This is a genomic window from Propionigenium maris DSM 9537, assembly GCF_027925155.1.
GTDB lineage: Bacteria > Fusobacteriota > Fusobacteriia > Fusobacteriales > Fusobacteriaceae > Propionigenium > Propionigenium maris.
Map to the genome: position 1 here is coordinate 1 of NZ_BSDY01000016.1, position 13862 is coordinate 13862.

12 protein-coding genes and 1 tRNA gene are annotated in these 13862 nt (G+C 38.4%); 11 read left to right on the top strand and 2 right to left on the bottom strand.

The window, feature by feature from the left end; all coding sequences use genetic code 11:
* Window positions 1-228: 228 nt before the first annotated feature.
* Window positions 229-441, bottom strand: a complete 213-nt coding sequence (locus QMG11_RS14185; RefSeq protein WP_281836857.1) for a heavy-metal-associated domain-containing protein — start codon at window positions 439-441, stop codon at window positions 229-231.
* 157 nt (window positions 442-598) lie between these two features.
* Here QMG11_RS14185 and QMG11_RS14190 point away from each other — a divergent pair, with 157 nt between their 5' ends.
* From QMG11_RS14190 to QMG11_RS14220, 7 genes are all read left to right on the top strand, one after another.
* Window positions 599-1024 carry a Spy/CpxP family protein refolding chaperone gene (locus QMG11_RS14190; protein WP_281836858.1) on the top strand — a complete coding sequence of 142 codons (426 nt, stop codon included), beginning with the start codon at window positions 599-601 and terminating at the stop codon, window positions 1022-1024.
* A 201-nt stretch (window positions 1025-1225) separates the two neighbouring features.
* Window positions 1226-2068, top strand: a complete 843-nt coding sequence (locus QMG11_RS14195) for a fumarate hydratase (protein ID WP_281836859.1) — start codon at window positions 1226-1228, stop codon at window positions 2066-2068.
* Window positions 2068-2610 carry a Fe-S-containing hydro-lyase gene (locus QMG11_RS14200; protein ID WP_281836860.1) on the top strand — a complete coding sequence of 181 codons (543 nt, stop codon included), beginning with the start codon at window positions 2068-2070 and terminating at the stop codon, window positions 2608-2610. The genes QMG11_RS14195 and QMG11_RS14200 overlap by 1 nt, the downstream gene beginning before the upstream one ends.
* Before the next feature lie 18 nt (window positions 2611-2628).
* Window positions 2629-3513, top strand: coding sequence for a LysR family transcriptional regulator (locus tag QMG11_RS14205; RefSeq protein ID WP_281836861.1), 885 nt, complete (start codon window positions 2629-2631; stop codon window positions 3511-3513).
* Window positions 3514-3588: 75 nt separating this feature from the next.
* Complete coding sequence (locus QMG11_RS14210; RefSeq protein WP_281836862.1) at window positions 3589-4785, top strand: NAD(P)-dependent malic enzyme; 1197 nt, start codon at window positions 3589-3591, stop codon at window positions 4783-4785.
* A gap of 544 nt (window positions 4786-5329) precedes the next feature.
* Window positions 5330-6544 carry a putative manganese transporter gene (locus tag QMG11_RS14215; protein ID WP_281836863.1) on the top strand — a complete coding sequence of 405 codons (1215 nt, stop codon included), beginning with the start codon at window positions 5330-5332 and terminating at the stop codon, window positions 6542-6544.
* A 55-nt stretch (window positions 6545-6599) separates the two neighbouring features.
* A tRNA-Thr gene (locus QMG11_RS14220) sits at window positions 6600-6675 on the top strand.
* A gap of 114 nt (window positions 6676-6789) precedes the next feature.
* Here the strand turns inward: QMG11_RS14220 and QMG11_RS14225 are convergent.
* Window positions 6790-7380 (bottom strand): tyrosine-type recombinase/integrase, encoded by a 591-nt coding sequence (locus QMG11_RS14225; RefSeq protein ID WP_281836864.1) that lies wholly within the window; start codon window positions 7378-7380, stop codon window positions 6790-6792.
* Between the two features lie 328 nt (window positions 7381-7708).
* Between QMG11_RS14225 and QMG11_RS14230 the strand changes: the two genes are divergently transcribed.
* The 4 genes from QMG11_RS14230 (at window position 7709) to QMG11_RS14245 (ending at window position 13697) form a co-directional block, all read left to right on the top strand.
* On the top strand, window positions 7709-10516 hold the full coding sequence (locus QMG11_RS14230; protein ID WP_281836865.1) for a DEAD/DEAH box helicase family protein: 2808 nt from the start codon (window positions 7709-7711) through the stop codon (window positions 10514-10516).
* A gap of 308 nt (window positions 10517-10824) precedes the next feature.
* Window positions 10825-11157, top strand: a complete 333-nt coding sequence (locus QMG11_RS14235; protein WP_281836866.1) for a hypothetical protein — start codon at window positions 10825-10827, stop codon at window positions 11155-11157.
* A 306-nt stretch (window positions 11158-11463) separates the two neighbouring features.
* Window positions 11464-12891, top strand: coding sequence for a hypothetical protein (locus tag QMG11_RS14240; RefSeq protein WP_281836867.1), 1428 nt, complete (start codon window positions 11464-11466; stop codon window positions 12889-12891).
* A gap of 2 nt (window positions 12892-12893) precedes the next feature.
* Window positions 12894-13697, top strand: a complete 804-nt coding sequence (locus QMG11_RS14245; RefSeq protein WP_281836868.1) for a hypothetical protein — start codon at window positions 12894-12896, stop codon at window positions 13695-13697.
* Window positions 13698-13862: the final 165 nt, after the last annotated feature.

A 13862-nucleotide genomic window follows, 5' to 3' on the forward strand; every position in this document is an offset into this window, starting at 1 on the left:
GTAGTTTGAGGTATATACATTACTGGTCATATCCTTTCGAGTAGAATTTTGTGTGGTAACTCAATTATTACTCTATATTGGATATGATTTTTAATTTTTTGTGAATTACTTTTGCAACACTCTATTTTATTTTTATAATTAAGTAGATGAGGTATTGTATAGCAGGTTATGGAGGGGATTTTAAAAAAGGAGGTACCTTTTATTAGATACCTCCTTTTTTTCTTTAAGCTATCTGAGCACCTGGAAGACCTCGAAGCCCATAAGTTCGATCCTGTCCCTTATCTGCTGCTCTTCTACACTATCGTCCAGGATTATCTCTCCCCTCTTCTTGTGGAAGTTGATCTTGATATCCTCTACTCCTTCTATTTTCATCATACTCTCCTGAAACTCCAGCATCTGGTTTTCCGCCTGCATCCCGTGAATAAAAAAGCTTAATCTCATAGAAACACCCCCTTTATATTTTTTTGGCAAAAAGTAGATATTTTCCTCTCTTAAAATAATATTTAGCTTTTCCTGAAATGACAAGGTGGTGTCACTATCCCGTCACAGAGGGGAGGTAGACTTAGGCAAAGAGAACGATAGTAAAGGAGGGACAGTTATGAAGAAAGCAGTAGTAGCAGGAATGTTGGTGGTATCGGCTCTTACCTTTGCAACTAACGGGAGCAGCAGACCTATGGATGGACAGAGAAGAGGAGGAATAGAAACTCAGCTTGCAGGACTTACAGATGCCCAGAAAGAGGAGTTGACCACCATGAGGGAGGTCCACAGAAGGGAGAATCAGGAGCTGAGGCTGAATATGAGGGAAGCAGACCTGAAGATGGAGAGGGAGCTTCTCAGGGATAAACCCAACAGGTTGGCAATAAATAAGCTCATCGATGAGAAGGCCAAGTACAGGGTGGCTATGGAGAAGAACAGTATGGATTACAAGCTGGATGCCAGGGAGAAGTTTGGTATAGATGTAGGAAGGCATCACAATAAAAACAAGGGGCACACGGGTTCCAAGGGGAAGCACAGACACAATTAGAATGAAAAACAGAGACCGGATCTTAATTCGGTCTCTTTTTCTATGAAAACGGGACAAAGTGTGACAAAAGGATATAGTGGATATATAAGTGGGTAAGTCATTCATTTCATATATTTATTAGAAAAATAGCTGAAAAGGGTTTATAATAAGTAGAATAGCAAGGTTTAGAACTACATTAAATTATAGAAAAAGGGTGGTTATATGAAGGAGATCAGTTTAACTAGGGTAACGGAAGAAGTAGAAAGAATGTGTATCGAAGCAAACTACTTTATCGGAAGCGATGTGATAAATAAGATTAAGGAAGCACACGCAAACGAGGAGTCTCCAGTGGGGAAGAATGTACTGGAGCAGATCATCAAAAACGATGATATAGCTGCAACAGACAGAGTACCTATGTGTCAGGATACAGGTCTAGTGGTAGTATTTTTAGAGGTAGGTACAGAGGTAAGAGTAAATGGAGATATCTATGCATCTATCCAGGAGGGTGTAAGAAGAGGATATGAGAAGGGATTCCTAAGAAAATCCATCGTAAAGCACCCATTTGACAGGGTAAATACAAAGGACAACACTCCTGCAGTAATCCACACTAAGCTTGTGCCAGGATCTGACAAGGTGAAGATTATCGTAGCTCCTAAGGGTGGAGGAAGTGAGAACATGTCTCTAGTTAAGATGCTGAAGCCTGCAGACGGTATAGAGGGAGTAAAGCAGCTTGTGGTAGAGACTATTAAAAATGCAGGTGGAAATCCATGTCCTCCAATCATCGTAGGAGTAGGTATAGGAGGAAGCTTTGAGAAGGCAGCACTTCTAGCTAAGGAAGCTCTTATGAGAGATGTAAATGACAGCAGCTCAGACCCAATCAACGCAAAGCTTGAGGGAGAACTGTTAGAGCTTATCAACAACACTGGTGTAGGACCGCTTGGACTAGGGGGAAGAAACACAGCTCTAGCTGTAAAGGTTGAGACTCACCCATGCCACATAGCTTCACTTCCAGTAGCTATTAACATTAACTGTCACGCAGCAAGACACAAGGAGGTAGTACTATAATGAAATTAACAACACCTTTTAAAACTGAGGATTTAGAAAAGCTAAAAGCAGGAGATACAGTGGAGATCACTGGAGTAATCTATACAGCAAGAGACGCTGCCCACGCAAGACTTGTGGACCTATTAGAGAAGGGGGAGAAGCTGCCTCTAGAGCTAGAGGGACAGGTGATATACTATGTAGGACCTACTCCTGCTAAGCCAGGAAAGGTAATCGGAAGTGCCGGGCCTACTACAAGCTACAGAATGGATCCATATGCTCCAAAGCTTATCGAGCAGGGGCTAAAGGGAATGATCGGTAAGGGAGCAAGATCTGCAGAGGTAAAGGCAGCTATAAAGGAGCACAAGGCAGTTTACTTTGCAGCAGTTGGAGGAGCAGCAGCTCTTATTGCAAAGTCCATCAAGAAGGCTGAAGTAATAGCTTATGAGGACCTTGGAGCTGAGGCAATCAGAAGACTTGAAGTAGAGAACTTCCCTGCAATAGTAATTAACGATGTACACGGTAATGACCTTTATGAAGAGGGACAGGCAAAATACCGTAGATAATAAGGTGAGGTATGGAGTATGAAGTTATCTCAGATAAGATATTTTTTGGAAGTTGCTAAATGCAAAAATATAACCCAAGCCTCTAAAAAACTATATGTTTCTCAGCCTACAATAACAGTTGCTATAAAGGAGCTGGAGAAGGAGCTGGAGATAGACCTATTCCATAGAGAAAAGCAAAGGATATCTCTCACAGATGATGGTAGATTCTTCTATGAAGAGGTTCTCGAAATAGTGGAGAACCTCGATAATCTGGTAGAGGTAGTAAAGGATAGAAAGAAGGAAAGCAGCCTGAAATTAGGAGTACCGCCTATGACAGGTGCTTTTCTATTTTCAAAGATATTAAAGGGGTTTAGATCCAAGTATCCCCATATCAACCTGGAGATCTATGAGCACGGGACTATAAAATCAAGGGAGCTTCTTCAGGAGGAGGAACTGGACCTGGCCATAACAACCAGTGGTTACTCAAAGCCAAATAATACAAACTTTATTCCCATATTAAAAACGTCATATGGACTCTACACATCTAAGGATCAGCCTATACTGGAAACAGAGAATACTCTGAACTTTGAGGATATCAAGAAGGTTCCTTTGATCCTCTTTAATAAAGGGTTTAACATAAATCAAAAGGTAATAGAGGAGTTTGAAGGGATAGGGGTAAAACCTAATATTCTCCTGGAAACGGGACAGATAGAAACAGCTAAGCAGATAATATCAGAGGGCTTAGCCAGTGGATTTATAATAAAGGAATGCATAAAGGATAGTGATGGCCTCATAGAGGTTCCCTTTAAAAATCCAATGTCTGTAAGTATAGGAGTAGAATGGAAGAGGAAGAAGTATCAAAGCTCAAGTGTGGAATCATTTATAGAGTACCTAAAAAATAACTATGAACTAAATAGTATATGATAGTTAAAAACTATTAAGTTGATAAAAAACAAGTATTTTACATCTGATTTCAGATTGGTTATAATAAGTCATAAAATGTTTAATGGAGGAAGAAGAGTGTCAGTATATGAGGATTCATTAAAGTTACATGAAGAGAATAAAGGTAAGATCGAAGTAGTATCTAAGGTAAGAGTAACTTGCAAGGAGGAGCTATCCCTTGCATATTCTCCAGGTGTAGCTGAGCCATGCAGAAAGATATCTGAGAATAAGGAAGACGTTTATAAATATACATCAAAGGGTAACCTTGTAGCTGTTATCACAGACGGATCTGCAGTACTAGGTCTTGGAAATATCGGACCAGAGGCAGCACTGCCTGTAATGGAGGGGAAATCAATTCTTTTTAAGGAGTTTGGAGGAGTGGACTCTATCCCTCTTTGCCTGGATACTCAGGATGTAGATGAGATAGTAAGAACTTGTAAACTTCTTGCACCAGGGCTTGGTGGAATAAACCTTGAGGATATCTCAGCACCTAGATGTGTAGAGATAGAGACAAGACTGAAGGAGGAGCTGGATATTCCTGTATTCCACGACGATCAGCACGGAACAGCTATTGTAGTTGTTGCGGGAATGATAAATGCCTATAAATTCCTTGGAAGAGACCTTGCAGATGCAAAGGTAGTAGTTTGTGGAGCTGGAGCGGCTGGATCATCTATCATCAAGATGGTAAGGGAGCTTGGAGTAGCTGATATCCTGGCACTGGATGTAGATGGAATTATCGCAAGAGAGGATGCATCTAGAGAGTATGACTTCCTGACAAAGGAACTATCTGAAATTACAAACAAGGACAACGTTACTGGTGGACTAGCTGAGGCAGTGAAGGGAGCGGATATCTTTATCGGTGTATCTGCAGCTGGAATCCTTAAGCCTGAGATGGTTAAGACTATGAACAAGGACAGCGTAATCTTTGCCATGGCTAACCCTACACCTGAGATCATGCCTGAGCTTGCCCTTGAAGCTGGAGCTAAGATCGTGGGAACTGGAAGATCCGACTATCCAAACCAGGTAAACAACGTACTTGCGTTCCCTGGACTGTTCAGAGGAGCATTGGATGCTGGAGCTAAGAAGATAACTGAGGAGATGAAGATGGCAGCAGCTCAAGGTATCGCGGCGATACTTAAGGAAGAGGAGCTAAGAGCCGACTATATCATCCCAGATGCCTTTGATGAGAGGGTAGCAAGGGTAGTGGCAGACTCTGTTATGAAGATAGCTAGGGAGCAGGGAATCTGCAGATAGTCTTGGATATTAGAATAATATAATTTTAAAGGACCTGAGTTTATACTTGGGTCTTTTTTTATTGAGGGATTCGATACTTTTGTCTTGATACAAACGTATCCAAAAAATCAAGTCTTCCGGCAATTGTCTTTGGGAGTGATACAGACTTACCATTGCTCTCCTGGGCTCTCTACAGAGCCTGAAGAAGTTAAACACAATGAAGTAGGTTGTTGTTGTGAAGCTAGACGACAGCCTGCAGACGTCTAATTTAATTCAAAACCTTAATTCGTGTTAATTGGTGTAATTCGTGGTTGCTGATTTTAATTTATAGAGATTTCTTAACTAAAAACCTTTAAAGGTCAAAGATATTTATTCATTTACTAAAGATAAATAATCTTAATAGTTATGAGGTTTACAGAGGAAAAAATATAAACAAAAAATAGTTTACAGGAAAAGTTGACTTTTTAAGTAAGATATTATAAACTTGTAAAAAAGAGCAAGAGTGAAATATTTGAACTTCAAAATAAAAAAATGAACAGAACAGAATGAAGAAGAGGTGGCATAGATGAGGATACTTGATAATTTTTTAGACATAGCTTACACAGCAGCAGCAGATACATTTATAGCTGTGGGAAGTTTCGTGGGAATAACACTATTACTATTTGGTTATATTAACTATAGGTCGGAAGGAAGGCTTATAAGGGCTATAGAGGAGAGGAAGAAACTGCAGGTTGTCATAGGGGCCTTTCTGGGGCTTACACCGGGATGCGGAGGAGCTATCATGGTAATGCCCCTCTACCTCCTGGGAAAGGTAAGCTTTGGTACAGTGGTGGCTACCCTTATTGCCACAATGGGAGATGCCGCCTTTGTAATACTGGTGTACTCGCCGAGGCTGTTTATTCTGGTTTCCCTGGTGTCCTTCATAGTGGCTGTAGTCACTGGATACCTCATGGATCGGTTTAAGATCGGAGTAGATCTTGTGGAGAGGGTAAGATCCAGAGAGGAACTTAAGAACCTTCACAAGGCCTTTGAGGATGAGCCTACAGAGTTTGAGCTGGATGCAGAGAACGGTAGCGTGGCCTTTATGCACATAGGGCATGAGGAGGGGGATATTGTAGATATGGCCCTTCACCATGAGCACAGTGTCCAGGGGAACCTTCACAGGTTCAGACACGAGATAGGCTACAAGCTCTTCTGGATGCTCATAGTTCCGGGATTCATCCTGGGAGTTATGGACCTTATGCAGATAGACCTGGATAGCGGTCTGCCCATTAAAAATCTGACCCTTATAGGGGCAGTGGGAACATTCTTTTCACTTATCTATACAATTATCTCCAAGAAGGTGTTAAAGGATGACAACCATGCAGAAACGGAGAGCAAGATGCACTCATTAAAGGAGACCCTGGTACACAACGCCGAGGAGACAGCCTTTGTGATAAGCTGGGTATTCCTGGCCTTTCTACTATACGAGGTGGGCCTTGAGCTCATGGGGGGAGAGGAGGTTCTTACAGCCTTTATGAGTAAAAGCGGCTTCCTTGTGGTGCTTATAGCAGTCCTTGTGGGGCTTATCCCTGGATGCGGTCCCCAGATCCTTCTGGCTACCCTCTACGTCACTGGAGTGATACCATTTTCAGCCCTCATAGCCAACGCCATATGTAACGATGGGGATGCATTATTTCCTCTACTTGCCATAAATAAGAAGTCAGCTGTATGGGTAAGTGTGTATAACCTTATACCGGCTCTCATAGTAGGCGGAGGATTCTATCTTTTCGGGTACTAGAGGGGAAAAAGTGGTTGACAGTATCTGGAGAAAAGTGTATACTCTCAGTGGAAGTGCCGCCTTAGCTCAGTAGGTAGAGCAATACCATGGTAAGGTAGAGGTCGCCGGTTCGACTCCGGCAGGTGGCACCAGTAAAAATGGTATCTAGAGCAGACCTTGGTCTGCTCTTTTTTTTATCTGGCAAACTTTTGGCAAACCAATTAAAAAAAACTTTTCTGATAACTTATACTAGCCTTCTTTCTATCTTATAAGTTAAATTCTTCTATTATTTTATTCATTTTTTCTTGCGTTATCCCAAGGTACTTCAATGTAGATCTTTCTGAACTATGATTCAGCCTTTCCATTACAAGGGCAATGTTCTTAGTTTTTTGATATACCTGAACTCCCCAGGTTTTTCTGGCTGAATGTGTAGCTATATGGATATCTAAATTTAAGTAGTCAACCACTTCCTTATATACCCTAAATACCTGGATTCTGCTTATGTGTTTCACCGAATTTCTACTTCTATTGGATCTCGAGACAAAAAGATAGGGATTATTTTCATTCATCATAGTAGATTTTAACTCTAAAGCTCTAATAAGTGCTGCCTTAGTATTTTCATTTAACTTCACTCTATTGGATTTATTTGTTTTTCGATCCTTGCCGAGATAATATCCAGTCCTAATAAACCTTTGGGCATCTTTCTCTGTTATTGCAAGTGTATCTGAAATTCTCAACGCTAAATTGAGTGAAACCTTCCAGATGAGATATACTAGTTCATTATTTTTAAGAAGCTCCTTCTCAAAAGCTTTTATCATTTTAAGGTCCTCAAACCCTTCAACAGTTTTATTAATCATTTATCATCACCTTAGCCCTATTTTTTTAAGTTTTCTATGTAACGTTTTTTTAGATGTAGATATTTTAGTATGATGCTGAAATAAATACAAGTACTTTCAATAAATTCTAAGTAACATAATGTGATAATGTTACTTAGCTTCAAAAGGTTAAATATTTTACTTTATATTAATTTTTATAGCTGCATCATTATGGGTTCCGCCTTATTACTGGTGTAGCTATAGAAAATAATATAGGAGTAAGTTATATCCTGCCCCTATGAAGGAGGATAGTGTATGGAAATTATTGATTTAATGGATGGCTAATAATTACAGAGTAGGAGAAAACAACTTGCATCAGACACTGCAATACTTAGAAAAAGAAGGGATTCAACATCAGCTGTTGTATGAAAATCTTCACTATAGCATATTAAAAGGTAAAGCAAACCACGAAGCCTTTAAGGTAAAGCATTCAGAAGAAGAAAAAGTGAATGCAACTGGTGTAAAGGTTATGTATGGCAAATTGCAGGAAAATATATATACAGTTGGCGGGGACATAGATGTTGCAGGTAATTGGAAGTTAGGAGAAGAGATTTTTGAAGAGCTTGTCAGACTATTTCCTTTTATGAGGGATACTGGGATAGCCAGAACGAAGTCTGGAGGCTACAGGCTAAACTTTAAGACGGACTTTAAGGCAGAGTTTGATAGTAAAAAGGTTGCAAAATATGTTTTCAAAAGTCCTTTGCCAAGAGTAGAGGTGGCACCAGATGAAAAGGGAGAGATAGAGTTTTTCTTTAATGCACCTGCTACGATAGCTCCTACAAACGCAACAAATTGGAGGGTGGACAGACCAGGGGTCTACAAAGAACTGAACGATAATGGGTTCCCTTTTATCCCAGGAAAAAAAATTAAAGAGATGCTACTATTTCTTTCAGATAAAGCGACTAACCCTTTAAACAAACAAATAATGGGGATAGGGGGTACTACTGGTGGTGATTCTACTTCACTTTCTATTCAAGGAGAGGACCTGGAGCGACTGATTAATATCCTAAATCTTAACAAACTGAAATATCAATTTAAGGGTAAAGATGTGTGGGTATACAAGTACGACGATGGGAAAAAACCTGATTTAAAGGTTAATCTTTATTCAAAGGGAGGCTTATTTTTTCTTTGGGATAAAAAGGTTATGTTTGGTGAAAAGTTGACTATCAGGGGATATGTGGAAAGTTATGGTAAAGAGTATATCCTTACTCCAGAGGAATTGACAAGAGGGTTAGACAGGAGAAGTAGAGAAGAAGTAGAGACGTACTATTTGAAAGAGGGGGAGAGGGTTACACAAAACGAGGAGTTTATGGCAGCTATAAAGAGTCATACAGAAGGCACTCTGATGATTGATGGTGGTTGTGGCATTGGAAAGACCACAATGGCTGTAGAATGGTTGCCAAGGGTATATAAACGCCCTATTTTAATAGGAGTTCCAACAACAAGTATAAAGGACCAAATTAAAGAGGGGCATGAGGAGATAATTCTGGTTGGAGGAAAGGATAAGAGTGGAAAGAAACTTCCAAGTTTCAATTCTATAAAGGATGAGCTACAGCCAGGGGATGTAGTTGTATTCTGTTATGAGGCTCTAAGGGAGACTGATCCTAAAGAGCTAGAAGGGTTCGTTCTAATTATTGACGAGGCCCACAAAATAACTGACGATGCAGGATACAGAGAATTACTATTCCTTGTAACAAGGTTACAATATGCAGATATAGGAATCCTTCTGTCAGGTACAACATTTGATATTCCAAAAGTCTGGAACAGGTTGATAAGGGTGAAAGGTGGAGTTAAGTTTCCTGTAAAGCTTCATATGTTTACTGGAAAGAATGGGAAAGAGCTGACAAGAAGACAGAAGTTCATAGCCTTTCAGAAGCTCAGAGCTAACTGTCAGAAACATAATATACCAATTTTAGTTGTATGTGATACCAAGCTTGACTCTAAAGAGAAGTATCTGGGGTTTAAAATTCTTACTGCTAGAGATAAAGACCATGAATACTATCAAAACATCTTAAAAGGGATACAGCCTGATCTTGTTGGCTTCACCATGTTGATAAGTGAGGGGGTGAATATCATGACACCTGGAAGGGTTGCTGTGTGGTTAGATGTAGAGCCTGTAAATACCAAAGCAAGCACATTTATTCAGTTACCTCAGAGGTGGAGAAAGGCAATCAGGATAGACATGTATGTGGTGGAGAAGTTACCAAAGCAATCATGGGCATCTGAAAAAGAGATTCGAAAAGAAATTGGAAAAGTACTAGATAGTTTCAATAATAAAATGAATTTCATCAACATAATGCAAGATATAAAAGCTTCTATAATGCCCTATCTATATTTAGAGGATGGAAAGTTTAAGTTCAAAGAAGAAGTATTTCATGTGTATTATACCCTTCTGAACAGTGGAGCAAGCAGAACCAGGAACGTTTTGAATTTTGTAAGTGAAGATAGAGGATGGCCTTTATCAATAAAAACACTAGATGATTTTGAAGATGAAGATAAAGAAACAGAAAAAGAGGTACAACCTAAGAAGGCTCACAGAAAGCTCTTGATGAATGGAGATAAGTTGAGAGAAGGAGCGAACCTCTTAGTGAGTGTCCTAAAGGCTGGAAAAAAACCAGAAGAGAACCTGAACCTTAAAGATTACTATTCAGATATAGTAGCTGATTATTTTAAGATGATATTGGAGCCAAAAGTTCAGGTGAACTTCAATAGAAAGTTGAAAGAGTGGAGAGAAGATAGAGAAAAGACAACAGAGGAGCAGATACTGGATTACTTCAAAGTGGAAAAACAGTTCACATTCGAGGTTGATGAAAAGATAGTTGAGAAGATTTTGGGAAAGAATAACTATAGAATCGACACTAGAAGGTTCCTGGAAACTAAGGATATTATAATAAGTGTGATAGGTTATGTCTTTACCAGAGGACAAGATGCTAAGAATGAAAAGATAGTTAGGTACATTCTAAAGGAAGCTGGTCTTAAGGTTAGAGAAGAGAAATCGATTAAAAAGGTTATTATTTATAGAAATGTAGTTGTCGGTAACAGAGGAACTAAGGAATATAAAGCTTCAAAAGCTATGGAAAAAGAAATGTTACTAAGAGCCAGGAGTGAAATATCCTAATATTGCAAAATTACCCACAGAAAATGCTATAAAGTCTCTATATAAGATTTTATAGCAAAACTTGTGGGTAAAAAAGCAAGATTCATACCTCAGGTGGAAATCATGGAAATAGAATTCTATGATGGATTAAATCAGGAGACATATACATTCCTAAAGGTAATATGGTTTTCAATTTTGAGAAACCAGTTATCTTAAATAAATTATCTGGAAGATTTTTAATTGCTACTAAGACAATGTATATTAATGTTTTGAAAGGGCAATTAGATTTATAAATATCACTATTTTTAAAATTATGGGAGGGATCTAGCATGTTTAAGATAAGAATTATCGATGATGGTGTCTATAACTATTTTATGACAGAGAAGGTTGATGTTTTCAATTATAGTGACACAAGGAAGGTGACAATGCTTGATGAAGGTCTTGAAGGTGATGATACGTCTCAAGAAATGGAGATGAAAATTGATCTCTGTTCAGTTCACATTTATCTAAAGGAAGACAAGGAAAAAGAGTGTTACATATACGAAGTTCATAAGAATATAGACCCTCTAAAAATAAGTGTAGAGGTTCAAAACTGTACGACCGTTGTTGATGATCTCTTGATAGATGGGATTTCAGTGCTTTCGGTTCAAGAAAAAAGTTAGAAACTCTATATCTAACTTTATATAGTAGGAATGTTTGTAAAAGGGTTAATTTTTACTCCTCTTCTGTCATAATATATATAGAAGGGTGTCAATATGTTTATTTTAGAGAATTTCTTGACTCAGATTATTTATAGGATCTTATATAGCCTGGTAGTTGCACATATGCCGCTGCCAGGTTTTTAATATGTTTTATAAAGTAATCAATTATAAAGAAGGAATACATACGATTACTTTATAAAAGCTATATATGGTTCATTTTAAAGCTTTAATGTTAATGGTTTCTAAATTTTATTTTAGGAGGTGACTATGAGTAGGCAGTTTTTAAAAGATGTTACTACAGAAGGTGTAACGCAAGTAATTGTTGATAGCAACTGTATAGAAGGTCTTCCAAATACTTTGTTATCTGATACATTAAATGAACTTAAGAAAAGAGGTATAGGCTATGAAGAAAGTAATGACCTTCTTAAAACAAGTATGGAGTATGGTGAAGATGAGGGAACTAAGAGGATCTTCATTATATCGAACTCGACACAGTATCGAAGGAAGATAGCAAAGATAATAGGTAGGAGGGTAGATTTTTACAGCCCCTTAAACCTAAAAAAGATACGGGATAAAAGAAATTTAACCTATGTAGCTCTTGGGATAGCTGCCCTTGTGCTAACGATAATTAGTATAAATAACTATGATATCAAGAGGGAGCTACAAAGTGATAGGGGACTCATAGATGTTAAACCACAGACTAAACATCAAGTAGCACCTGAAAAAAGTGAAGATAAGGAAAAAGAGAGAATAAGAGCATTAGAGGAAAAAGAGAGGATAAGAGCATTAGAGAAAAAAGAAAGGGAATCGTTAAAATCTGAAAAAAAGAAGTTAAAGACTAAGATTCAGATAAGTGAAACTATTTATAGGGAGCAGCAGCGGCAAGCAAGGGTTAAGACTGAAAGAAAAATTGAAAGAATAATAAATGGCACTCAAAATAAGTTGTTGTCAAATTTAGGTCCATTTTATAAAGAAACATTCGCTGCTTCTTCAGTTACTAAAATATCAAAACTATATTTAGAAGATGTCTGGAATAAGTTGGTTCATAAAAAAAATACTAACTTCGCTGAGGGGAAGATAAATTCACTGACAAACAAGTATTTTACTAGTATTATGCTGGAAGGGGAGAGACAAGTTAGCAGAGAGATTAATCTCTATATAGGGAGTACAAAGGAAAAATTATTTAACAGGTCTGTAGAGGTAATCGGTGAGTTTGATCGGTTCAACACTCAAAATTACACAACAATAAGTGCCGAGACCTATATAGTGGACACGGTAATGCTTACGAGCACAATTAAGAAAAACATTAATTCCAGGGTTCTTTTGGTACCCCTATCTATATTTGACCTTATTGAGCTCTCAAGGACTGTAATCGTTATAAAAAAAATAAGTGCCTATCTAGGAAGGTTAGTGATCAAAAGACTAGCAAAGGGAGGAGCGGTGGCAGCGGTAGACGGGAACCTCCCTATTGCAGATCTAATTGCCGCAGGGATATTTGCCTGGACTATATATGACATAAAGGAAGCATTTTTTGATTTTAGGTCTGAGTTGGAGATAAAGTTAAAAGAAGATATATTGAGGTATGCTGACCAATCTAAAAGGGAAAGGAAATCAAACCTCGATAGTGTCGATAAGAATTTTTCTGAATTAAACAAGGAAATGACAAATAAATCATTAGCTAAACTAGGAGTGTAGATATGAAGAAGACATTACTATTATTTATAATGGTTTTTAATATCATTTACTCAGCACCGGCTTCTGTCATCGATGATGTAATAGAAATGATATTTAAGTCCGGAGATGAAGTGGTAGAGTTCAGCTCGAAAAAAGCTGCAAGAGAAACTCTGGAGAGAGGTGTAGGAAAATATGGCGATGAAGTATTAGATGTAGTAAGAAAGGGCGGAATAGAGCTGCTGGAAGCTTCCGGAAAGTACGGAGATGAGGTTTTGGAGTTAGCGGTTAAAAATCCAGATGCCATATACAGCCTCACCCATAACACCGATGAGATTCTCGGTCTGGTCAGAAAACACGGAGATAAAATTTTAGAGTTAGAAGGTTTTGCACCGGGAATATCCAAAAGGATAATCGATAACTTCGGAGATGATGCAATAGGCAAACTGAGTAAAGTTGGTAATAAGTCGGAGTTATCTAGGGTCATCGCATACGGCGAGAAAGCTGATTCACCTGAAACACGGAAGCTATTATGGAAAAATTACGAGAAAAATGGTGCTAAGTTTCTAGATAAAATAGACTATAAAATGGTAATGGCAGGAGGGCTTACAACATCAATGATAATAACGGCAAATAATATCAGTGGAGGGGTCGAAGAAGGGATTAAGATAGTTGCTGAAGAAAACTCTGAAGTACTTTCAGATGTAGTTTCTGAGCCAATTAATGCGGTGATGAAACCCTTTGTACCTGCTATTACAATTTTTACAGTAGGTCTGGCACTTCTATATCTAGTAAAGGTTTATAAAAAGCTATTTTCAGGAAATAAATAAAGGAAGAGCTTACAGTACTTGCTTCACAGCTGGATTTGATGGATTAGTCCGGGATTTATATAGACTTCCAGAATGCCTTTAAAAGCAAACCTGAGAACAGCTCATATAAGTCTACTAGTTTAAAAAGTACATATAAATTTCAAGAGGAGTCGAGACGGACTCCTC

Coding starts and splice junctions, on each gene's coding strand:
- QMG11_RS14185 (WP_281836857.1), bottom strand. CDS start 441: ATGAGATTAAGCTTTTTTATTCACGGGATGCAGGCGGAAAACCAGATG.
- QMG11_RS14190 (WP_281836858.1), top strand. CDS start 599: ATGAAGAAAGCAGTAGTAGCAGGAATGTTGGTGGTATCGGCTCTTACC.
- QMG11_RS14195 (WP_281836859.1), top strand. CDS start 1,226: ATGAAGGAGATCAGTTTAACTAGGGTAACGGAAGAAGTAGAAAGAATG.
- QMG11_RS14200 (WP_281836860.1), top strand. CDS start 2,068: ATGAAATTAACAACACCTTTTAAAACTGAGGATTTAGAAAAGCTAAAA.
- QMG11_RS14205 (WP_281836861.1), top strand. CDS start 2,629: ATGAAGTTATCTCAGATAAGATATTTTTTGGAAGTTGCTAAATGCAAA.
- QMG11_RS14210 (WP_281836862.1), top strand. CDS start 3,589: ATGTTTAATGGAGGAAGAAGAGTGTCAGTATATGAGGATTCATTAAAG.
- QMG11_RS14215 (WP_281836863.1), top strand. CDS start 5,330: ATGAGGATACTTGATAATTTTTTAGACATAGCTTACACAGCAGCAGCA.
- QMG11_RS14225 (WP_281836864.1), bottom strand. CDS start 7,380: ATGATTAATAAAACTGTTGAAGGGTTTGAGGACCTTAAAATGATAAAA.
- QMG11_RS14235 (WP_281836866.1), top strand. CDS start 10,825: ATGTTTAAGATAAGAATTATCGATGATGGTGTCTATAACTATTTTATG.
- QMG11_RS14240 (WP_281836867.1), top strand. CDS start 11,464: ATGAGTAGGCAGTTTTTAAAAGATGTTACTACAGAAGGTGTAACGCAA.
- QMG11_RS14245 (WP_281836868.1), top strand. CDS start 12,894: ATGAAGAAGACATTACTATTATTTATAATGGTTTTTAATATCATTTAC.